The sequence below is a fragment of the Microbulbifer okhotskensis genome, from assembly GCF_023895975.1.
Classification (GTDB): domain Bacteria; phylum Pseudomonadota; class Gammaproteobacteria; order Pseudomonadales; family Cellvibrionaceae; genus Microbulbifer; species Microbulbifer okhotskensis.
In genome coordinates this window covers 19,723-40,982 of record NZ_JALBWM010000013.1, presented here as the reverse complement: position 1 = coordinate 40,982, position 21,260 = coordinate 19,723, and the positions used below count along the sequence as shown (strand labels likewise).

Below are 21,260 nucleotides of genomic sequence, written 5' to 3'. Positions count from 1 at the left end.
GATAGGGCATTAGAAGGGAGATTCAGCGTGCGGCTACTTAGTCATACCATTGGCATTCTTACCAACCCGGAGAAAGAATGGAAAGCGATACGAGCTGACCGCCATTCCTTTTTTGTGGTATTTGTAACCCATATCCCATTTCTGGCGCTGATTCCCACTGTTGCAGGTTACTTCGGTGTGACCCGGGTAGGATTTCAGGTGGGGGGACATATGGCCAAGTTAACCCCGGAAAGCGCGGCTGTACTGTCTGTTGTTACATATTTTGCTCTTTTGGCGGGCGTTTACTGTCTAGGGGAGTTTATTAATTGGATGGCGCGTTCATACCGGGTGGAGGGTGATGAGTCCACCCGGCACTATGAGGGCACTGCCCTGGCAGTATTTATTACTACGCCAATTTTCCTGGCCAGCATCGTGGTACTTTATCCACATCCTTGGCTGACTATGGCGGCGGTGGGGATTGCAGGCATATATTCGATCTATCTGGTCTTTGCGGGCATTCCAATTCTGATGAATATGAATAAAGACAGAGCTTTTTTGTACGCCTGCTCTGTGTTGACCGTAGCTCTGGTAATGATGGTTACCGTGCTTATTGGGTCGGTCATTCTGTGGAGTGTTGGCATTGGGCCTGTGTATCAGCACCACACTTCCTGACTTTTAAGCAACCGGCAGTTGTGTCGGCGTTGTAGAGGCTAGTTTTCGTTGCCCATAATGGGGGGCATAGGGCAATCCAAGCTGTCCGCTACTGCTCGCAGTAATTCTATTTCCTCCGCTTCAATCAATCCGTTGAGGTTCAGGGTGATTACCACTGCTTTCAGCAGCTGCGGCTTTTCCAGCGGTGGAGTGAGTTTGGCTATTGTAATGGCTTTGTCGAGCCGGGGCAGGGTAATGTCAGCCTTGCTGGGCAGTGGGGTAATTTCCAGGCTTAGAGCGAAGAGCCCCTTTTCATAAGCGCGCTTCGCCGGCAGGTACTCGTTGTTGCCGGAGTGGGCTATAGCCGCCAGTATAAAGCGAGAGGCATCCTTGCCTGCATTCTTGCGGGTGGATAAGCGTTGCCGATCGGGGCTGCCCTCCAGTGCATGTATCAGAACCCGGTAGAGGGCCCACTCCCAGATTTCTATCTTGCCGTCACTGTGAAGTAGCTTGATCAGGTTTCGTTTAAAGATTTGATATTGCTGGGGGACCAGTGCGCGTAAAGCGGGAATGCAGAGGTCGATTAAAGCGAGGCGGGCATTGCTGGGAAGCGCCTGCATCTGAGGTTTCAGTTTCTGCATCTCCCGAATCACTGCAGGATGAGCAATCTTTGCCAATAACTCTAACTGCCGGCGCTGCTCGGATTTGTCAGTGTGCAGAAGTAGGTGGTATATCAGTGCGCGGGCACTGAACGGATCATGAGCAGCCTGTTGGATTGTGCTGGGAATCGTGGCAAGTAGCTGGTGGCCGAGTGCCACTTGAGGGGTGTTGACGCGCGCGATGCTGTTGTCTACGGCATCCAGGGCAGCTTGGAAGGGCGTAGGTGTAACCGCTGCTGAGAATTGCGCGATTTGTGATTCCACTGCTGTTGGAGGTTGCGGCTTATCCTCCTTCCAGCAATCAGCATTCGTATCGGGGTATAGCCCCTTCCAGGCCGGTTCCAGCCGCGCAATGCGCACCGGTAGGGGAGGGTGAGTGGCAAGGAGGCTCAGCAGCGACCGCTTCATTCCCGCGGCAAATAGTATATGCCCAAATTCTATTGCACTGGGGCTGCTGAGTTCAGAGCCTAGATTGTAGCCACCAATTTTTTTTAGAGCATTGGCGATGCCGAGATTATTTCGCGTAAATTGAACTGCTGATGCATCGGCGAGAAACTCCCGTTGTCGACTCACAGCGGCTTTGATCAGGTTGCCCAAAAGTGTACCGGCGTAGCCGAAAACAATTAATGCTAACCCCAGGCCGAGTAGTGGCAGTCTCACAATGGTCGCCCGGCCGCTGGCAGATGGCCCTCGAAATAACCAGTGTCCAAGTAGCCCGATAATCAAGATCCCGTTCAAAAGACCTACTATCTGGGTGTTGAGGCGAATATCCCCATTGAGGATATGGCTGAACTCATGAGCGACAACCCCTTGTAATTCATCTCGGCTGAGCTTTTCCAGAGATCCTCGTGTCAGACCAATCACAGCATCGGTAGGTGAATGGCCTGCAGCGAAGGCATTGATGGCCTCATCTTCAATTAAGTACACATCCGGTACCGGAACTCCTGTGGCAATCGCCATTTCCTCCACGATATTTAGGGCGCGCTTTTCGCGATCATTCAGGGCTGCCACATTGAGTTTATGTCCGCCGAGGGACTCGGCCACCGCCATCCCGCCCGCCGCCAATTGTTGGAACTTATATAGGCTACCTAAGGCGACGATGGCGGTGATGCAGAAAGCGATTGAAACAAGAGTTTCCCAGCCGAGAACTTGGACAATCTCTGAGGGCAAAAACGGTTGGGCGTGGGACAGGGACACCGTTGCGGCAGTTGCCAGCGTCGTCAGGCAGATCAAAGTAATGACTGCGAGAGCGAATAAGCTGACCAATAAGCGACTGGTTTGTTTCGCCTTATCCTGGTGTGCGAAAAAATCCATGATTTAAAACTCGATACGTGGTGCTACCTGGAGGGCTTCTGAATCGGCAAACTCGAGCAACTTGGCATTGGCTCGGTGGCCAAAAAAGCCAGCGAGGAATACAGGCGGAAAACTCTGCTTGTAAATGTTGTAGCTCGTCACGCAGTCGTTGAAGGCCTGGCGAGCAAATGCAACCCTGTTTTCGGTGCTGTTGAGTTCTTCATTAAGCTGTATCAGGGTCTGATCGGCCTTTAGTTCGGGATAGGCCTCAATCACTACATTGAGTCGGCTCAGGGCGCTGTTCAGCGCGCTCTCAGCGCGACTAAGGTTACCAATAGCGCTGGCACTGGTGGGGTTTCGAGCTGCAGTTTTGAGGTCTGTAATCGCTGTATTTCGTGCACTGGTTACGGCCTCCAGGGTTTCCCTTTCGTGAGTCAGGTAGGCTTTTGTGCTCTCGACCAGATTGGGCACTAAATCGTGACGCCTTTTTAATTGAACTTCAATTTGTGCAAAAGCATTCTCTCCACGATTCTTGAGCGAGATCAGTTTGTTAAAAATGCTGGCGATGTAAAACAGCAGTGCGGCACCGATGACCAGCACAATAATTCCCGTAGACTCCATATAAGTTCTCATTATTCCCCCTGGCTGTGGCGCAGATAGTAACACGTCTGGACTGGGCTGCCGGCGTATCTCCAGCCTCTGGCGGAGGGGGGTGGGGCTTCGGCTATAATGCGGCGACATTAAAACAATTGCCGCCACATCAGTGATGGCGGCACAGAACTTGGAGCAGCCAGAATGAGTGATGTAACTTCGGACCCCGTCGTAATTGTCGGAATGTCACGCACACCGATGGGCGCTATGCAGGGTAGCCTGTCCGCCCTTACCGCCCCCCGGTTGGGCGCAGTGGCTATTCGCGCGGCCCTGGAGGATGCAGGGGTGGCACCTGCGGATGTGGATGAGGTGCTGATGGGTTGCGTGCTTCCGGCGGGGGTCGGGCAGGCCCCTGCGCGCCAAGCATCACTGGCTGCCGGTATTCCGGTGGGAACACCCTGTACCACGGTCAATAAGGTTTGTGGTTCGGGTATGAGGACCGTGATGATGGCCCGTAACGCTCTGCTGTTGGGGGAAGGCAAGGTCATCGTTGCCGGTGGTATGGAAAGTATGAGTAACGCCCCCTACTTGCTGACCAAGGCGCGCGCGGGTATGCGTCTCGGTCATGGTGAGGTGAAGGACTCCATGTTCCTGGACGGCCTTGAGAATGCCGCTGATGGCAAGTTGATGGGTAGCTTCGCAGAGTCCACTGCAGATAAGTACGAGTTCACTCGTGAAGAACAGGATGCATTTGCCCTGGAATCCCTGGCGCGTGCTCAGGCTGCCATTGAGAGTGGTGATTTTACTCGTGAAGTTGCGACGGTAACCATTACTTCACGTAAAGGTGAGATAGAAGTGGGTGTTGACGAGGCACCAGGGAATGCTCGCCCCGACAAGATTCCCCAGTTGAAGCCGGCCTTTCGTAAAGATGGTACTGTAACGGCTGCAAACTCTAGCTCTATATCCGATGGTGCTGCGGCACTGGTATTGATGCGCAAGAGTGAGGCTGAAAAACGCGGGCTAAAAGTTTTGGCGGTGCTTAAAGGGCAGTCTCAGTTTGCCCGTGAGCCAGAGTGGTTCACCACTGCTCCGGTAAGCGCTATGAAGATGTTACTGGAGAGCGCGGGCTGGTCTGCGGCAGATGTGGACCTGTTTGAGATCAATGAAGCCTTTGCCGTGGTTACTATGGCGGCAATGCGCGAACTGGATTTACCGTGGGAGAAGGTGAACGTTAACGGTGGCGCCTGTGCTCTGGGCCATCCGCTGGGTGCCAGTGGTGCTCGAATCATGGTTACCCTGCTGGCGGCGATGGAAAAGCGTGATGCCAAGAAGGGAGTGGCGAGTCTCTGTATTGGTGGAGGGGAAGCTACCGCAGTTGCTATTGAGCGAGAGTAATTCAGCGGCGCTTGAGCACAACTAAAAAACGGAGGCCAAGGCCTCCGTTTTTTAGTTGTGCGGTCTATGGCGTTAGTTGATGTATTCCACCGCTTTCACAACCTTTTGTACCCCGCCGATGGAGCGGGTAATTTCCGCTGCGTGCTCAGCCTCTGCGGGGGTGAGGAGTCCCATCAGGTAAACCACCCCATTTTCCGTAACGATTTTGATTCGCCCGCTGTCCACCTCTTTGTTTGCGAACAGGTTACTTTTCACCTTGGTAGTCAGCCAGGTATCGCTGGTACTGGCAAGCAGGGTGACCTTGCCGCGCACCTGGGTTTCGTTGTAGACCTGGCGGACATTTTGCACTTGTTCGGCGGTGCGTCCGGCGAGCAGGCGCAGCTCCTGGCTGGGTACTTGTCCAGTGAGGAGGATCACACCGTTAAATGAATTGATATTGATATTTGAGGTTTTCAGGTCGGGGTGGGCCTTATTGATGTTGACCGTGGTTACTGTCTCGATACGCTGGTCATCAATATAGGTCCCAAAAGATCGCTGGCCAGGGTCCTGTTGAATGGGGCCGTCATTGGTGGCTTCCAGCACGGTGCTGCAGCCACCCAGCAGGGCGGTGGCAATGAGTGCAACCAGTAGGCATTTTCCCACGGGCAACTTTTTGTTGTTCATCGTTTAGTCCTCGTAGCCACCGAACAAACTGCTGTCGATCAGGTCGCACAGGCAAAAAATAGTCAGAAGATGTACTTGGTGTACCTCAGCTGCGACATCAGATGGTACGCGCAGTTCAATATCATGTGTGTCGAGCAATGCAGCGCAGTCGCCACCTTCGCCGCCTGTGAGGGCAAGTATGCCCATATCCCGGTCCCGGGCAGCGCGCATAGCTTGTACGAGATTGGAATCACGGCCATCACTACTGATGATTACCAGCAGGTCACCGGGTTGCCCCAAGGCGCGAACCGGGTGTGCAAAAGTATCTGCACTGCCATGATTTTGTGCAACGGTACCCATGGAGACCCCGTCGCTATTGAGTGCCATTGCCGGAAGGCCGGGGCGTTCACGCTGGAAGCCCCCGGTGAGTTGCGAGCTGAAACTTTGCGCCAATGCGCCACTGACTCCATTACCACAGAGCAGGACTTTGCTATCTGACAAGAGTGTATGCACCACCATTTCACTGGCTTCTGCGATCAGCGGGGCCAGTATTTCGCCAGCATTCATAGTGGCTTCTAGGCTGTGGTGAAAAAGGGTTACGACTCGCTGTTCCATTGTGTCCTTAATTCAGGTGAGTCCAGGCTCACCATAACTTGACGGGGTAAATCTCAATTTTGCCTTAAGCTTCGAAGGCATTTTTAATCCACTGAATGTTATGTGCATTGCCGTCTATGGCAAGGACATCGAAGCGGCACGGACAGTCCAGCTTATGTTGCTGTAAATAACTGTTCGCGGTAGCCAGCAGCTTCTTTTGTTTACGTGTGTCCACGCTGACTGCGGCTCCCCCAAAGCGGCTTTTGCGTCGGAAGCGCACTTCCACGAACACGACAGTATCGCTTTCACGGGCGATAAGGTCTATCTCTCCGTAATAACTACGGTAATTGCGTTCGAGCAGGAAGAGCCCTGCAGGCTTTAAATAGCGGGCCGCGGCATCCTCCATTTGAGTGCCTAGGGCACTGCTGGGGCCTTTAAAAAGCTTCACGTTTTCCGTTTAGTTCGATGGGCTCCTGCTGCGGCAGCAGCGGTTCTATGGTGGTTACGGGCACCGGTACCCCTTTGTCGATTCGTGCCCACATTTGCTCGCGAATAATCCGACCATCGGCGCTTAGGCTCAGTGCGCCGGTGAGCCCATGTACTTTTTGTTCGGGGAATTGGCGCAGCATTGGCAGGCGGGGATAGAGGCGGAAGGCATCTGCGCCCAAGGCGTACAAGCGGGCAAAAGCCGGGGCTGGAGAGGCCTGCTCTTCAATATCCTGCTTGGTTTGATGGCTTTCAAATAACCAGGGCAGAGCGGTAAAGTGAATACCGTTCATATCCCTGTCGCGATTGCGGTTGATGTTGCCCCCAAACACATGGGAGGTCGCGTATATCGGTAGATCATTGGCGTAATAATAAGTCAGCATGGGGTTGAGTTGGCGTGCTTGCTGCGGCTGGGCCGCCAGGAAGACCATATCCACATCGTCGCGGCGGCGCGGGGTAAATTCCAGTTTTGCAGCGAGGCGGCTTTGCAGTTCTTTTTTTCGTGTATGACTGGCCGGTATCAGTAGCGCATCGCTGACTAGGGTTGAGAATTTACTGTTGTCCTTGAAGGTTCTGCGGATACTGACAGAGCCACCCAGGCGTTGCCATTCCGCTTGAAATGCTTCAGCACCGCGTTGTCCCCAATTATTGTCGGCAGTTAGGACCATCGCCTGGCGTTTTCCCTGGCGATAGGCGTGTTGCGCGATTTGCCTGGCTTCGTCCTCAATGGCCAGTCCGAACTGGACCAGATCATTGGTCAATCGGCCTTGATCGCCATAGTTCAGGGCCAGAGTGGGTACTGGCAGTTTTTCTGTGGCGAGTAAGTTGGCGACTTTACTTTTATCCAGGGGCCCGATAATTACCTGGGCTCCGGCATCCACGGCTTTTTGATAAATCTCATCGAAGGGGTGTTCCGCTCCCGTGTCGTAGACCAATAACTTTGGCGTGGCGCCGCCGGCGTTTAGTGCGGTGTAGTGAGCGGCCATAAAGCCGTCGCGAATTGCGCGTCCTGCATTTCCGAGGGGGCCCGAGAGGGGGAGTAACAGCGCAATATTACTGGCCCGCTGGGTGGCCAATTTTTCAAGTAGCAGTAACGCCTGGGGCGGGTGTGAGTTGGCGCTATGAGCGGGCCAGCGTTCACGCCAGCGACTCAGGGCGATGAGCTGGGAACTGATGTCGGATTGAGTGTCTCGGCCAAGGAGTGCCAGCTGGTACCAGGCACGCATTTGCGTATCGGTACTCAGCGTAGCGCGCATTTTCAGCTCGCTGGAAGGCAGTTGTGTTAGCAAATGCCAGAATCCGTTGTTGTTCTCGGTAATCGCCTGCTCGGATTGGGCGATGTAGGAGATTTCGCGTCGCTCATCAATAGCGCTGTCGAGATTGCCCAGTAACCCCCACAGGTCCGCACGGAGATTGCGCAGTGGCAGGGCCGTAGTACGCGGCAATTGTGGCCACACTTCTTGCAGGCGGGGCGAGGCTGCAAGGTCCAAGGCCTCAAAGAAATCGTCATCAGCGGCGAGTAGGCTGCCATAGACCTGAGCAAAGCTGGCGAACAGAATGTCGTCTAGCTGCTCGGGCGTAATTTTGTCGACGGCCTCTTTTGCCGTCTCTTTATCGCCTAGCTCGTATAGAATAGCGGCCGCCTGCAGGCGCTGCTGGTCTCGTGCCGGAGCTGGGAGAGCTTCGGCAGCGCGCAGCATACGTACCGCATCACTGCGGCTAGCGGTATGGTTTGCCGGATAGGTTGGCTGATAAACGCTCGGCCGGGAAGCCGGGGTCTGGCAGGCAGACAGCGCCACTGCCAGTGCGGCAACGGCCATTCTGGTGATTACAGTAGGGGTGCGCCGGGAAGAGGCGGACATAATCTTCTCCCGCAATATTTAAATTTGGAGTGAACAGCTATGGGACCGGATCAGGCGCTGCTTTATATTGTCGCTACGCCCATTGGTAATTTGGGTGATATGGTACCGCGAGCGGTCGAAGTTCTACAATGTGCCGATCTGGTTGCGGCGGAGGACACGCGTCACAGTCAGAGATTATTTTCCCACTTTAATATCGATACTCCATTGATGGCGTACCATGATCACTCGGATGACAAGCGCACCGAGCAGATTTTACAGCGCCTCGAGCAGGGGCAGACCATTGCCCTGATATCCGATGCCGGCACACCGCTTATCTCTGACCCGGGTTATCGCTTGGTGCGCCAAGCGCGTGAGCGAGGGATTAAGGTTTCGCCGATACCCGGTGCCTGTGCGTTTGTTGCCGCACTGAGTGCCGCGGGCCTGCCGAGTGATAAGTTCAGTTTTGAAGGGTTTTTGCCGGCCAAGCCTGGTGCGCGTGAGCGTGCGTTGCAAGGGTTGGTTGATGATGGTCGCACATTGGTTTTCTATGAGGCGCCGCACCGTGTTGTCGGCACGTTAGAGGCAATGGCCACGGTCTTTGGTGGTCGGCGAGAGGCTGTCATTGCCCGTGAGGTCAGTAAAGCCTTTGAAATCTTCCAATTGATGCCGTTGGTGAAACTGGTCGAGTGGGTGCGTGCCGATAGCAACCAGCAGCGCGGTGAAATTGTTTTGTTGGTGCGCGGCGCCGAGCGTTCCCGCGAAAGCGAACTTGACGCAGAAGCTCAGCGGATAATGTCTTTATTGCTTGCGGAGCTGCCACCGAAGAAAGCGGCAGCTCTTGCTGCAGAGATCACCGGCGTAAAGAAGAAAGTTCTGTATAACTGGAGCCTGGAGCAAAAATAGGGCAGCTGTTTACACTGATTGTTGCGATTGCCTGTTGCATTCCAGCTGTCGCCTCTTTACTCTTCGCGGCGAGCTGGCTGGGCAATCGCTGTTACTTTGGTAGCAGAGGAAAGTCCGGGCTCCATAGGGTGGAACGCCAGGTAACGCCTGGGGGGCGCGAGCCTACGGAAAGTGCAGCAGAGAGTAGACCGCCGATGGCCCGCTTGCGGGCACAGGTAAGGGTGAAAGGGTGCGGTAAGAGCGCACCGCGCGGCTGGCAACAGTTCGTGGCATGGTAAACCCCGTTCGGAGCAAGACCAAATAGGCCCTCTACAGGTGTGACCCGCACTGAGGGCGGGTAGGTCGCTTGAGGTGTCTGGTGACAGGCATCCCAGATGAATGATTGTCCTCGACAGAACCCGGCTTACAGGCCAGCTCAACAACTTCAAAAGCCCGGCATTTGCCGGGCTTTTTTGTTTGTATAGAAATCTTGCTCCCTCTCTTTTGCCGTGAGCTTCCCCAATATTCACTCTGTGGTCGCCCTGATATCGACTGTGTGAGCTTCCGCGCAGGAGAAATAAATCGATGAAATTGTAAGGGAGCGCTCGCGCCAATTCGGACTGTTGTGAGTGGTTCTTATGTGCCAATATGCGCCACTTCACTGGAGTCCGCGAAATTACAAGGGCTTATGGGGACTTTGCGGTCGATTTCCTTGACTTTATGTAGGCCAGTTTTATAGTGTTGAGGGTGGGAAAAAGTGGAAAATCGTGGAAATTTGTGGTTTATTCCCGGTAAGTAAGTGGGCGTTTACATCGCCCGTCAAAAATCGAGCATTTTCCCCCAAGGGCCCGCCATAGCGGAGAGAGTCGCAACCAGTGCGATCTCAGTAGCGAGTAAGAATCACAGGAATGTATTTAGGCAGCCATGCCATCAACATGGACGCCAAGGGGCGTCTGGCAATACCAGCGCGCGTCCGCGACAAGCTGTTGGATGAGTGTGCGGGTTGCCTGGTGGTGACTGCCCACACCGAAGAACGCTGTTTACTGGTCTATCCATCGCCGCAGTGGCAACTGATTTTACCGAAGATTGAGGCTCTACCAAGTTTTAATAAAGTGGCTCGGCGCGCCCAGCGCCTGCTCATAGGGTATGCCTGTGAGCTACAGGTGGATGGCAATGGCAGGGTGTTGATCCCCCCGACTCTACGGGAGTATGCGGGGCTTGAAAAGAAACTGATGTTAGTGGGCCAGGGAAAAAAACTGGAGCTCTGGAGTGAGGAGCGCTGGATGTCCTGGCTCGACGATAGTGAATATGAGGGGGGTATGCCAGAGGAAATGGCATCCCTCTCTTTATAAGGGGAATACCGGGTGTCTCAAGAATTGCATCGCAGTGTGTTGTTACGCGAGGCCGTAGACGCTTTGGTAACGGAGCCTGACGGATTTTATCTCGACGGTACTTTTGGTCGCGGGGGGCACAGTGCAGCTATCTTGGATAGCCTTGGCCCCGATGGCCAATTGGTGGGGGTGGATAAAGACCCTCAGGCTATCGATTTTGCTGAGCAGAGATTTGCTGGAGAGTCGCGCTTTTCTATTTGGCATGGGTCTTTTGCGGATATGGATGTTGCTGCGGGACAATTTGCAGGAAAGGTCAGTGGAATTTTGCTCGATTTGGGGGTTTCCTCGCCGCAGTTGGACCAGGCCGAGCGAGGTTTCAGTTTTATGAACGACGGCCCGCTGGATATGCGTATGGATACCAGTCGAGGCCTCAGCGCAGCTCAATGGGTCAATACTGAAGCTGAAGCTGAGATGGTTCGGGTGTTTAAAGAATATGGTGAGGAGCGCTTTGCCCGCCGAATGGCTGGAGCCATTGTGCGGCGACGGAAGGAGAAGCCATTTGAGCGCACCCTCGATTTGGCTGAGGTCGTAAAAGAAGCAAATCCCGCCTGGGAGAAAGGTAAGCATCCAGCCACTCGGGTGTTCCAAGCTATCCGTATCCATATCAATGGAGAATTGGACGATCTCCATAGCGCTCTGGATAAATCACTGCAGTTATTGGCGCCCGGAGGGCGATTGGTAGTTATCAGTTTCCACTCTCTGGAGGACCGAATCGTGAAGCGATTTATCCGTGAGAAGGAGCGTGGTCCTCAGCTTCCCCGTGGACTCCCGGTGATGGACAGCCAGATTGTAAAAACACTGCGCTCGGTGGGTAAAGCAGTAAAGGCGAATACCAGCGAAGTAGATGAGAATCAGCGATCACGCAGTGCGGTAATGCGGGTTGCGGAGAAGCTGGCTGGAAATTGAGTTTATGTCCGGGAAGCTGCTGTTTGGTGTGGGGCTGATGTGGGTTGCTGTCATTCTGTCGTCACTCTCGGTCGTTTATATCACTCAACGCAGTAGGGAGTTGACCGCCGAGCTGGGTAAAACACAAAAAGCCCATGATGAGTTGCGCTACGAACAAGAGCGTTTGCTGTTGGAAAAAGGAGCTTGGTCAGCTTATAGCCGAGTAGAGCAGGTGGCGCGCAAAAAATTGAAGATGCATGCACCGAGCCCTTCAGAGCAGGTTTTGGTAGTAACAGATTAGGCTCATGCGACCCCGAGGTGAGACGTACTGTGCCCCACTGTTTTTCGGTGGGGTTTCTGCGTTTGGGGCTTTGGCCTCGTGAATAATTATAAATATTTTGTGCTCTGATTAAATGTGTCGGGGGTAAGGCCGAACGGGGCAGTGGGCTCAGCTCAGTCGCAGAATAAATAGATAACGCCAACTGGACAAACATGGGCGCAGTCAAAAAAAAGGAAATTCAACCGGGAATAGCTCGCTGGCGTTTTGTGTTGGTGGCAGCCCTGTTGTGTCTGCTCGCCCTGACTCTGGTATTTCACTTGGCTAGGCTTCAGGTGGTGCCGGCCGCCGAACGTGGATATCGCTTCCTGCAGGATCAGGGGCGTGCGCGGACACTCCGTACGGAGGAAATTGCAGCTTATCGAGGCTCGATTGTCGATCGAAATGGTGAGCTTCTGGCCGTCAGCACCCCGGTTCACAGCCTGTGGGCCAACCCTAAATTATTGCGTGAAATAAGTGTCGATAACTTGGCAAACTTAGCCAAGGCACTACAACTAAAGCCGGCCAAATTGCGTGCACGTCTAGAAAAATACCGACTTAAAGAATTTATGTACCTTCATCGGCACCTCGCTCCCGAGGAAGCTGAGCAGGTGTTGAAGCTGGATATCGCCGGTATTTATAGTAAAAAAGAATACCGTCGTTTTTATCCGGCGGGAGAGGTGGTGGCGCAACTTCTCGGCTTTACCAATATTGATGATCGCGGCCAAGAGGGGCTGGAACTAGCCTACGATGATTGGCTTTCGGGCCAGCCGGGCGCGCGCAAGGTGGTGAAGGATCTGAAGGGGCGAACCGTCCAGGATCTGGCTATCCAGCAGGAGGCGCAACCGGGCCGCGATCTGCGCCTGTCAATTGATATGCGTCTGCAATATTTGGCCTACCGGGAGTTAAAGCAGGCGGTGGCAGAAAATGGTGCCGCCTCTGGGTTTATGGTTATTCTGGATACCCGCAGTGGCGACGTCCTGGCTATGGCCAATCAGCCTTCCTTTAATCCCAATAACCGTAAGGGGGTTAAGTCGGCCGCGATGCGCAATCGCGCTCTGATCGATCAGTTTGAACCAGGTTCAACGGTTAAGCCTTTGACGGTGCTGGCGGCTTTGGAAACCGGACGCTATACCCCTAAAACAGAAATAAATACCAGCCCTGGATATATTCGGGTACCGGGAAAAACATTGGTGGACCCGGTTAATTACGGAAAAATAGACCTCACTAAAATTATTACCAAGTCGAGTCAGGTGGGTATTACAAAAATTGCACTCGATTTGGAACCAAATTCTCTGCGGGAACTCTTTTATCGCTTGGGGCTGGGCGAGGCGGTTGGCAGCGGCTTTCCCGGTGAGGCACCGGGAATCTTACCCAGCCGCAGCCGCTGGCATCCAATTGAGCGGGCTAATTTCGCCTTCGGTTACGGTTTAACAGTCAATGCGGTGCAATTGGCTCAAGCCTACAGTGTGCTGGCAAACACCGGACTTAAACGCCCGGTTTCGTTGGTTTTATCCGGTGACAAAACGCAGGTTGAGCCTCAACAGGTAATTGATGGACCGCTTGCTCGACAGGTCACGGCAATGTTGGAAACGGTTATCGGTGCTCGAGGCACTGGCCGCCTCGCAGCCGTGGAAGGGTATCGAGTTGCAGGCAAGACCGGTACGGTGCACAAAGTTGGCAGTACGGGTTACGCGGACAATCGTTACCGCTCGGTATTTGCGGGTTTTATTCCCGCCGACAGGCCGCGGTTGGCTGCCGTGGTAGTGATTGATGATCCCAGTCATGCCAAATATTACGGCGGTGAAGTAGCTGCGCCGGTATTTGGTTCGGTTATGGCTGGGGCTATGCGCCTGCTGCAGGTCCCGCCTGAACAGATTAAATCGGCGGAAGGGCAGCTGGCCGCGCAGTTAAGCGAAAGGGGTTCAAAATCGTGACTCAGCGCGAACAACATTCGGTTTCTATTAAAGAGCTGGTACCTGGATACGCAGGAATTCCCGATATTTCTGTGAGTGGCATTGCCCTCGACAGCCGCAAGGTAAAAGTGGGTGATGCATTTATGGCTTTACGCGGCTCTATTGTTGATGGCCGCGAATATATCGATGCAGCAATTGCTGCCGGTGCTGCAGTGGTACTGGCGGACGGCGACAAGCTAGAGTGCAAAAATCGCGGCAATATTCTTGTGGTGAGTGTACCGGGCCTAGCCAAGCGTGTAGGTGAAATCGCTGCACGCTTTCACGGAAATCCCAGTGGCGATATGCATTTGGTTGGAGTGACGGGTACTAATGGAAAGACCACTTGTGCCTACCTGACCTCCCAATTACTGGCGCATCACTTTGGAAGTGCTGCCTTAATCGGCACCATTGGTAATGGCATTTGGCGTGAGGGTGAGATTGAGTTACAGGAGACCGGGCTGACCACACCAGATCCGGTAAGCTTACAGGCAGATTTTGCCAATTATCGCGATAATAGTGTTCCGGCTGCGGCAATGGAAGTTTCCTCCCACTCCCTGTCCCAAGGGCGTGTGCACGGGCTTATTTTTGATACGGCAATTTTTACCAATTTAAGCCGCGATCACTTGGATTATCACGGCAATATGGCCGCCTATGGCGCTGCCAAAGAAAAACTATTTGGATTGCCAAAACTCAAGCGCGGCATTATTAATCTGGATGACCCCTTTGGAGCCCAGCTGGCAGAGCGCTGCAAGTTGCGCCGACTCCGCGTTATCACTTACGGCTTGCAAGCAGGGGATCTACATGTAACCGATCTGCGCCGACATGAGAAAGGCTTTTCAGTAAAGCTCAATTCCCCCTGGGGGAACGGTGAATTGCAGGCGCCCCTAATTGGTGATTTCAATATTCACAATGCATTGGCAGTCGTCGCAGCAGTGGCTGCTGAAGGCATGCCCTTTGAGGATATTCTTGCCGCTTTTCCCACTATCAAAGCAGTGCCGGGACGAATGGAGCGTGTTCAGGTGGAGAGTTCCGATGACGTCGGGATTTTAGTGGATTACGCGCATACTCCGGATGCCCTTCGAGCAGCACTATCAGCTGCGCGCCCGTACTGCCGAGGTAACCTCTGGTGTGTCTTTGGCTGTGGTGGTGACCGTGATACCGGTAAACGCGCGGCCATGGGCCGAATTGCCTCTGAGATGGCGGACCGCGCAATAGTGACTAGCGATAATCCCCGCAGTGAAGCACCCCAAAAAATTATCGACGATATTCTCGAGGGTGCTGCCAGTAATATCGAAGTAGAAATTGACCGTGCCGCTGCAATTTCGCAAGCGATATCTGCTGCACAGGCCGGTGATATTGTGCTGATTACCGGCAAAGGGCATGAGAATTACCAAATTATCGGTAGTGAAAAAATACACTTCTGTGACCGCGAGCAAGCCACCGCTGCATTGCTGGCGCGTGAGAGCAATTCACGTCATACCGGTGACGTTGAAGGGGAAATAAAGTGATTAACTCTCTGACTCTGGAGCAATTGCAGAGACGTTTTGGTGGCGAGCTTGTTAATGGCTCTGTCGAGTTTGCACAAGTCTCCACGAACACACGAAAACTAGACCCCCAATCCCTGTTCGTCGCTCTGGTGGGGGAGAATTTCGATGCACATGATTTTGTAGGCGAACTCGATGGCCAGGTGTTGGGTTTGGTGGTTGATCGGGCAGTGCGGGGTTGCAGTTTGCCACAGTGGCGTGTTGAAGATACGACGGTAGCATTGGGACAGATTGGGCTTGTGTGTCGTGAGCAATTTAATGGGCTGGTCGTTGCTATCACCGGGTCCTGTGGAAAGACCACAATAAAGGAAATGTTGTCCGCAATATTCTCGCAGACTCATAAGCCCTGCGTAACAAAGGGGAATCTGAACAACCAGTTTGGTTTGCCGATGACGCTTTTCGGGATATCAGCGCAGCACAATGTGTTAATCCTCGAAATGGGTGCCAATGGCCCCGACGATATTAGCTACTTGTGCAATATAGGGAAGCCCCACGTCAGTGCTGTTAACAATGTGATGCCCGCACATGTCGAGGGCTTCGGCTCCGTGGATGCCATTGCAAAAGCAAAGGGACAAATTTATGCGGGACTGGATGTGGCGGGCACTGCGGTAGTCAATGCCGACGATAATTACGCAGATTATTGGCTTAAAAATATGCCTGAAGGCGTAAAAACCCTGGCGGTGGGCCTGTCAAATGAATGCGGTATTCACGCTGATAATATTGTATTAAATGAAAATGGATGTGCCTCGTTTGAGTTGGTGGTCGAAGGTGTTGCCCATCCGGTAAATCTTCAGCTGCTTGGTGAGCACAACGTACATAATGCTTTGGTAGCAGCGGGTTGTGCTTTTGCTGCGGGGGTATCTGCTGCGGAGATCACTAAAGGGCTTAATCAGGTCACTGGCGTTGCTGGTAGATTACAGCAGCTGCCAGGTATTGCCGGTGCAACCGTTATTGATGACAGCTACAACGCGAATCCGGGCTCGGTAGGTGCCGCAATTGAGCTGTTGTCACAGCGTTCGGGTAAAAAAATCCTGGTGTTGGGCGATATGGCCGAATTGGGACCGGATGCCGAGGAAATGCACCGCAGTGTCGGGGCCTTAGCGCGAGAACGAGGTCTGGACGCACTGTTTACGTTTGGGCCGTTGGGCGCTGCTGCCAGCATTGCTTTTTCTGCGGGGAGGCAAGAGTCGCTGCGTAACTATCGCGCAAGGGAGTCGCTGGTTGCGGCCATCACCCAGCAATTGGATAAAGAAACTACGGTATTGGTAAAAGGGTCGCGCAGCGCCCGTATGGAATTGGTAGCCCAGGCACTGCTTGGCAATAGCAGAGGAGAGAAGTAATGCTGCTTTGGCTGGCAGAACTATTACAACAACAGGTTAGCGGCTTTTCGGTATTTAATTATTTGACCGTGCGGGCAATCTTGGCGGCATTGACGGCGCTGGGAATATCATTGCTTGTGGGGCCTCGAATGATTCACTGGCTGAACCACCTGCAAGTGGGCCAGGCAATTCGCGACGACGGTCCGCAGAGCCATTTAAGTAAATCCGGTACTCCCACTATGGGAGGTACTTTGATTCTTGCTGCTATTTTTGCCTCTTCACTGCTCTGGTCCGATCTCAGCAATCGCTATGTATGGGTGACATTACTAGTGACTTTTGTTTTTGGTGCCGTTGGTTTCGTCGATGACTATAAAAAAGTCGTGTACAAAAATCCCCGAGGCCTGATTGCCCGCTGGAAATATTTTTGGCAATCCATCGCCGGGCTGGGAGCGGCAATCTACTTGTATATGAGTGCATCAAGCCCCGCTGAGACCCAGTTTTTTGTGCCTTTTTTCAAGGATATAGCGATAAATCTGGGGCCGATAAGCTTCATTCTGCTGACTTATTTTGTGGTAGTAGGCTCCAGTAATGCCGTAAATCTGACCGATGGGCTGGATGGCTTGGCGATTATGCCAACGGTTATGGTCGGCGGTGCTCTGGGCGTTATTGCCTATCTTTCTGGCCACGTGCAATTTGCCAACTATCTGCATATTCCTGCGATTGCCGGAGCGGGTGAATTGGCTGTGTTCTGCGCGGCGCTAGGTGGTGCCGGGCTTGGATTTTTATGGTTCAACACATATCCAGCCCAGGTTTTTATGGGAGATGTGGGCGCTTTGGCTCTGGGCGCGGCACTGGGAATTATTGCGGTGATCACTCGTCATGAAATTGTCCTTTTTATCATGGGAGGGGTGTTTGTGATGGAAACCGTCTCTGTAATCCTGCAGGTGGCATCGTTCAAGCTGACGGGCAAACGAATCTTCCGGATGGCGCCGCTGCACCATCACTTCGAATTAAAAGGATGGCCTGAGCCGCGAGTGATAGTACGTTTTTGGATTATTACCGTCATTCTGGTATTGGCCGGACTGGCAACACTAAAACTTCGATAAAAGATAATGAGCCTGATCGCGACTTCGTCCCAGCAAAAAGTGGTCATTGGTCTTGGCGCTACCGGTAAGTCGGTGGTGCGCTACCTGCTGCGTCACGGTCACACTCCAGTGGTCGCAGACAGTCGCGACGAGCCACCAGGACTTGAAGCTTTTTGCCGGGAGTTCCCGCAAGTCGCGGTGGAGACGGGGCCGTTGCGCTCAGGTACTTTACTCGCCGCAAGCCTGATTATTGTCAGTCCGGGGGTCGCATTGGCAGAAGCTGTTCTGCAGCAAGCCATTGCTGATGGCGTTCCGGTAATTGGGGATATTGAGTTGTTTGCGCAGGCGCTTAAACGAGAGAATTCCACCGCGAAACTTGCTGCAATCACCGGTTCCAACGGCAAAAGTACAGTAACTACGTTACTTGGCAAGATGGCAGAAGAGGCTGGGGTGAGTGTGCGTGTCGGCGGTAATATCGGCGTACCAGTGTTAGATCTGCTGGAAAAACCACTGCCTCAATTGTTCGTTTTGGAGCTTTCCAGTTTCCAGCTAGAGACAACTTATTCGTTAGAGCCTACGGTCGCAACCTTATTAAATATGAGCGCGGACCATATGGACCGCTATCCCAGCATGATGGAATACCACCGGGCAAAACAACGTGTTTATCGCGGAGCGGATCAGTTTGTGGTTAATCGGGCAGACCCGCTTTCACAGGGCCCCTTGTCTCGGGAACGGCGCGAGTGGAGTTTTGGGCTTGATCAACCGGATCTCAACCAGTTTGGCCAGCGCAGGCACGAGGGACAAAGTTGGTTGGTCCGTGGCTCTGAGCCTTTAATGCCCGTTACTGAATTGACGATGGTGGGTAAACACAATGTAGCTAATGGTCTTGCGGCTCTGGCTATGGGTTGTGTTCTTGATTTGCCGATGGACGCGATGCTGTCGGTATTGCGTAACTTCAGAGGGTTAAAGCACCGCTGTGAGCGAGTGGCTGATCTGGAAGGTGTGGTTTATGTCAACGACTCGAAAGGTACCAATGTCGGTGCTACCCGGGCGGCATTGGATGGGCTCTCCACCGATAGCAACAAAGTCGTTCTTATTGCTGGCGGGGATGGGAAAGGTGCGGATTTTAAGCCATTACAAAAAAGTTCAAAGTCGCTTCGCGCTGTAGTTTCCATCGGTACAGACGGCGATAAAATTGCCCGGATGTTTGATGGTCAGTGTCAGATTCGAAGAGCCAATTCGATGCAAGAGGCGGTTGTTGAGGCCAGATCCCTGGCGAAAAGTGGTGACTATGTACTGTTGTCGCCAGCGTGTGCAAGCTTTGACATGTATCGCAACTTTGAAGCTCGCGGCGATGATTTTTGCAGGGCGGTGAAAGGGCTCAGCGATGTGGGTGGAGGTGCAGAGTGAGTACTCCGGCTGCAAAAGTGCGCAGAGGTGAATGGCTCGATGGGCTTTTGGTATTGAGTGTCTTGATTCTGGTCAGTCTCGGCGTCGTTATGGTGGCGTCGGCCTCAATTGCCTTTGCTAGCGATATCTATGGTGATCCCTGGTACTTCCTTAAGCGTCATCTGGTTTTTCTGGCGGTCGGCGGGTTTGCAGCACTGCTAGTCAGCCAGATTCCGCTGGCGATCTGGTCGCGACTTTCCTGGCCATTGTTGTTGTTCTCCTGCCTGCTATTGCTGGCGGTGCTTGTGCCGGGAATCGGTCGAGAAGTTAACGGGAGTCGGCGCTGGTTGGTGTTCGCAGGGATTACTGTACAGCCCGCCGAGGTAGCCAAGTTTTGTTTGTTGGTGTTTTTTGCCAGCTTCTTAACCCGCCGAAATAAACAGCTGCGCCACTGGAGCAGCTTTATGGTGCCAGTGGTTATTCTCGCTACTGTCGCTTTGCTTTTACTCCTGCAGCCGGATTTTGGTTCAGTCGTCGTATTGTCTGGCACAGTGTTGGCAATGGTTTTTTTAGCGGGAGCGCGCCTTCCCCATACCTTTTTATTGGTGGCTGCCGCAGCCAGTGGTTTGGCGTTGATGGCGCTGATGAGCCCCTACCGATTGCAACGACTATTGACATTTCTGGACCCCTGGGGAGACCAGTTTGCCAGTGGTTATCAGCTCACACAGTCATTAATCGCATTTGGGCGAGGTGAGTGGTTTGGTGTTGGTCTGGGTAATAGTGTGCAGAAATTATTTTACCTGCCTGAAGCTCACACAGATTTTATTTTTGCCATCCTGGCTGAAGAGTGGGGCATGCTCGGAGGAGTGGTGTTGGTGGGGCTTTTTGTTGTTCTCACCTGCTCATTGCTCCGTTTGGTGAGAGAGTCTCTTGTACAGGAAAAATTTTTTGCTGCACTTCTGGCTTTTGGTATGGCGGTACTACTGGCCGGGCAGGCCTTTGTAAATATGGGTGTTGCTTCTGGCTTGTTGCCAACTAAAGGATTGACTCTGCCTTTTGTCAGCTCGGGCGGTAGTAGTCTGATTGTTTGTTGTGCATTACTCGGACTGGCGGTGCGTATCCGGGCTGAATTAAGACCACAGCCTGATGGTCGTAGTGGGGGACTTGAGCTTTTACGTCAGTTACCAATATTTCATCAGCACAAGTCCGTCAGTGGAATCAATCACGGAGAGGCGGTTTGATGTCTGAAGTAAACAAGCGTTTTTCCGATAAGAAATTCCTACTGATGGCCGGAGGAACCGGTGGACATGTATTCCCTGCGTTGGCGGTAGCTAAGGCGTTACAAGAGCAGGGAGCAACAGTTGAGTGGCTGGGAACTCAGCGCGGAATTGAGTCTCGCTTGGTGCCTTCAGCAAATATTCCTCTGCACTGTATCAAGGTCGAAGGTATTCGCGGAAAGGGTAAGCTGGCGTTGCTAAAAGCTCCTCTGCAAATTATAAGGGCGATTGCGCAGGCCCGAGTGGTGGTCAAAAAAGTAAAGCCTGACGCTGTACTTGGTTTTGGTGGCTTTGCGACGGGTCCCGGCGGTGTTGCTGCACGCCTGGGTGGAGTACCACTGATTATTCACGAGCAGAATGCCGTTGCGGGTACAACGAATCGCTTGCTCGCGCGCATATCCAACCGAGTACTCGAAGCCTTTCCCTGTAGCTTGCCGGGGGCTAGGCAGGTGGGTAATCCGGTGCGTCGGGAAATTGTTGAGTTGCCGGAACCAGAAGCTCGTATTGGCAGCGAGGCATCCCTGAGACTTTTGGTGCTAGGGGGCAGCCTCGGTGCGGTAGCAATTAATGAACTGGTCCCCAAGGCGATTGCTTTGCTGGAGCCGGCTCTGCGTCCAACGGTTGTGCATCAGGCGGGTGAACGCCATCTGCAGATTGCTGATGAAGCCTATCAAAAGGCGGGGGTGAAAGCTGAGGTGGTGCCTTTTATAGCCAATATGGCAGAGGCTTACAGTTCAGCTGATTTGATAATCTGCCGCTCAGGGGCTTTGACTGTTTCTGAAATAGCGGCGGCCGGGATCGGTGCAGTGATGGTGCCATACCCCTATGCCATTGACGATCACCAAACGCGTAATGGCGAGTGGTTGCAAAAAGCTGGCGGAGCCATTGTTATGCAACAAAGTGCAATGGATGAAAAGAAGTTGTCTGAGTTGTTGCAGAGCTTGCTCTCGGATCGAAAGAAGCTATTAATAATGGCGAATGCAGCGCGACAGGTCGCTAAGATTGATGCGACTGAGCAAGTAATCAGTGCTTGCGGCGAAGAGTTGGCCCTGGCCAGGTAATCGAAAATAAGTGGATGAAGGTTAA

At 53.2% G+C, this 21,260-nt stretch carries 19 protein-coding genes and 1 other RNA gene; 14 read left to right on the top strand and 6 right to left on the bottom strand.

Translation table 11 applies throughout. The annotated features are described in order from the left end of the window. The first annotated feature begins 27 nt into the window (after positions 1–27). Complete coding sequence (locus MO867_RS05035; RefSeq protein WP_252465147.1) at positions 28–651, top strand: Yip1 family protein; 624 nt, start codon at positions 28–30, stop codon at positions 649–651. Positions 652–689: 38 nt separating this feature from the next. Here the strand turns inward: MO867_RS05035 and MO867_RS05030 are convergent, their stop codons facing one another. Then, positions 690–2,603: a M48 family metallopeptidase gene (locus MO867_RS05030; RefSeq protein WP_252465146.1), complete on the bottom strand. Its 1,914-nt coding sequence runs from the start codon at positions 2,601–2,603 to the stop codon at positions 690–692. 3 nt (positions 2,604–2,606) lie between these two features. Beyond that, positions 2,607–3,203 (bottom strand): LemA family protein, encoded by a 597-nt coding sequence (locus MO867_RS05025; protein WP_252465174.1) that lies wholly within the window; start codon positions 3,201–3,203, stop codon positions 2,607–2,609. A gap of 174 nt (positions 3,204–3,377) precedes the next feature. Between MO867_RS05025 and MO867_RS05020 the strand changes: the two genes are divergently transcribed. Further along, entirely contained in the window at positions 3,378–4,568 is a 1,191-nt protein-coding gene (locus MO867_RS05020; RefSeq protein ID WP_252465145.1) for an acetyl-CoA C-acyltransferase, read from the top strand. A 72-nt stretch (positions 4,569–4,640) separates the two neighbouring features. Here MO867_RS05020 and MO867_RS05015 read toward each other — a convergent pair whose 3' ends face one another. The 4 genes from MO867_RS05015 to MO867_RS05000 form a co-directional block, all read right to left on the bottom strand. Beyond that, positions 4,641–5,231: a BON domain-containing protein gene (locus tag MO867_RS05015; protein WP_252465144.1), complete on the bottom strand. Its 591-nt coding sequence runs from the start codon at positions 5,229–5,231 to the stop codon at positions 4,641–4,643. A 3-nt stretch (positions 5,232–5,234) separates the two neighbouring features. Next, entirely contained in the window at positions 5,235–5,825 is a 591-nt protein-coding gene (locus MO867_RS05010; protein WP_252465143.1) for an SIS domain-containing protein, read from the bottom strand. Positions 5,826–5,889: 64 nt separating this feature from the next. Further along, complete coding sequence (locus MO867_RS05005) at positions 5,890–6,252, bottom strand: YraN family protein (protein ID WP_252465142.1); 363 nt, start codon at positions 6,250–6,252, stop codon at positions 5,890–5,892. Next, a complete protein-coding gene (locus MO867_RS05000; protein ID WP_252465140.1) occupies positions 6,239–8,152 on the bottom strand; it encodes a penicillin-binding protein activator in 1,914 nt (637 codons plus the stop codon). The genes MO867_RS05005 and MO867_RS05000 overlap by 14 nt, the downstream gene beginning before the upstream one ends. A gap of 39 nt (positions 8,153–8,191) precedes the next feature. Here MO867_RS05000 and rsmI point away from each other — a divergent pair, with 39 nt between their 5' ends. From rsmI to murG, 12 genes are all read left to right on the top strand, one after another. Next, positions 8,192–9,034, top strand: a complete 843-nt coding sequence (gene rsmI, locus MO867_RS04995; protein WP_252465139.1) for a 16S rRNA (cytidine(1402)-2'-O)-methyltransferase — start codon at positions 8,192–8,194, stop codon at positions 9,032–9,034. A 69-nt stretch (positions 9,035–9,103) separates the two neighbouring features. After that, positions 9,104–9,456: RNase P RNA component class A (gene rnpB, locus MO867_RS04990), an RNA gene on the top strand. A 465-nt stretch (positions 9,457–9,921) separates the two neighbouring features. Then, on the top strand, positions 9,922–10,365 hold the full coding sequence (mraZ, locus tag MO867_RS04985) for a division/cell wall cluster transcriptional repressor MraZ (RefSeq protein WP_252465138.1): 444 nt from the start codon (positions 9,922–9,924) through the stop codon (positions 10,363–10,365). Positions 10,366–10,377: 12 nt separating this feature from the next. Beyond that, positions 10,378–11,310 carry a 16S rRNA (cytosine(1402)-N(4))-methyltransferase RsmH gene (rsmH, locus tag MO867_RS04980; RefSeq protein WP_252465137.1) on the top strand — a complete coding sequence of 311 codons (933 nt, stop codon included), beginning with the start codon at positions 10,378–10,380 and terminating at the stop codon, positions 11,308–11,310. Positions 11,311–11,314: 4 nt separating this feature from the next. After that, the gene (gene ftsL / locus MO867_RS04975) at positions 11,315–11,590 is read left to right on the top strand and encodes a cell division protein FtsL (RefSeq protein WP_252465136.1); all 276 of its coding nucleotides are present in this window, start codon (positions 11,315–11,317) and stop codon (positions 11,588–11,590) included. Between the two features lie 191 nt (positions 11,591–11,781). Further along, on the top strand, positions 11,782–13,542 hold the full coding sequence (locus tag MO867_RS04970) for a peptidoglycan D,D-transpeptidase FtsI family protein (RefSeq protein WP_252465135.1): 1,761 nt from the start codon (positions 11,782–11,784) through the stop codon (positions 13,540–13,542). After that, the gene (locus MO867_RS04965; protein WP_252465134.1) at positions 13,539–15,068 is read left to right on the top strand and encodes a UDP-N-acetylmuramoyl-L-alanyl-D-glutamate--2,6-diaminopimelate ligase; all 1,530 of its coding nucleotides are present in this window, start codon (positions 13,539–13,541) and stop codon (positions 15,066–15,068) included. Before MO867_RS04970 ends, MO867_RS04965 begins: the two co-directional genes overlap by 4 nt. Next, on the top strand, positions 15,065–16,444 hold the full coding sequence (locus tag MO867_RS04960; RefSeq protein WP_252465132.1) for a UDP-N-acetylmuramoyl-tripeptide--D-alanyl-D-alanine ligase: 1,380 nt from the start codon (positions 15,065–15,067) through the stop codon (positions 16,442–16,444). Before MO867_RS04965 ends, MO867_RS04960 begins: the two co-directional genes overlap by 4 nt. Next, on the top strand, positions 16,444–17,529 hold the full coding sequence (mraY, locus tag MO867_RS04955; protein ID WP_252465131.1) for a phospho-N-acetylmuramoyl-pentapeptide-transferase: 1,086 nt from the start codon (positions 16,444–16,446) through the stop codon (positions 17,527–17,529). The genes MO867_RS04960 and mraY overlap by 1 nt, the downstream gene beginning before the upstream one ends. Positions 17,530–17,535: 6 nt before the next feature. Beyond that, complete coding sequence (gene murD / locus MO867_RS04950; RefSeq protein ID WP_252465130.1) at positions 17,536–18,918, top strand: UDP-N-acetylmuramoyl-L-alanine--D-glutamate ligase; 1,383 nt, start codon at positions 17,536–17,538, stop codon at positions 18,916–18,918. After that, positions 18,915–20,138 carry a putative lipid II flippase FtsW gene (gene ftsW, locus MO867_RS04945; protein ID WP_252465129.1) on the top strand — a complete coding sequence of 408 codons (1,224 nt, stop codon included), beginning with the start codon at positions 18,915–18,917 and terminating at the stop codon, positions 20,136–20,138. Before murD ends, ftsW begins: the two co-directional genes overlap by 4 nt. Beyond that, entirely contained in the window at positions 20,138–21,235 is a 1,098-nt protein-coding gene (gene murG / locus MO867_RS04940; protein WP_252465128.1) for an undecaprenyldiphospho-muramoylpentapeptide beta-N-acetylglucosaminyltransferase, read from the top strand. The genes ftsW and murG overlap by 1 nt, the downstream gene beginning before the upstream one ends. Positions 21,236–21,260 lie beyond the last annotated feature (25 nt).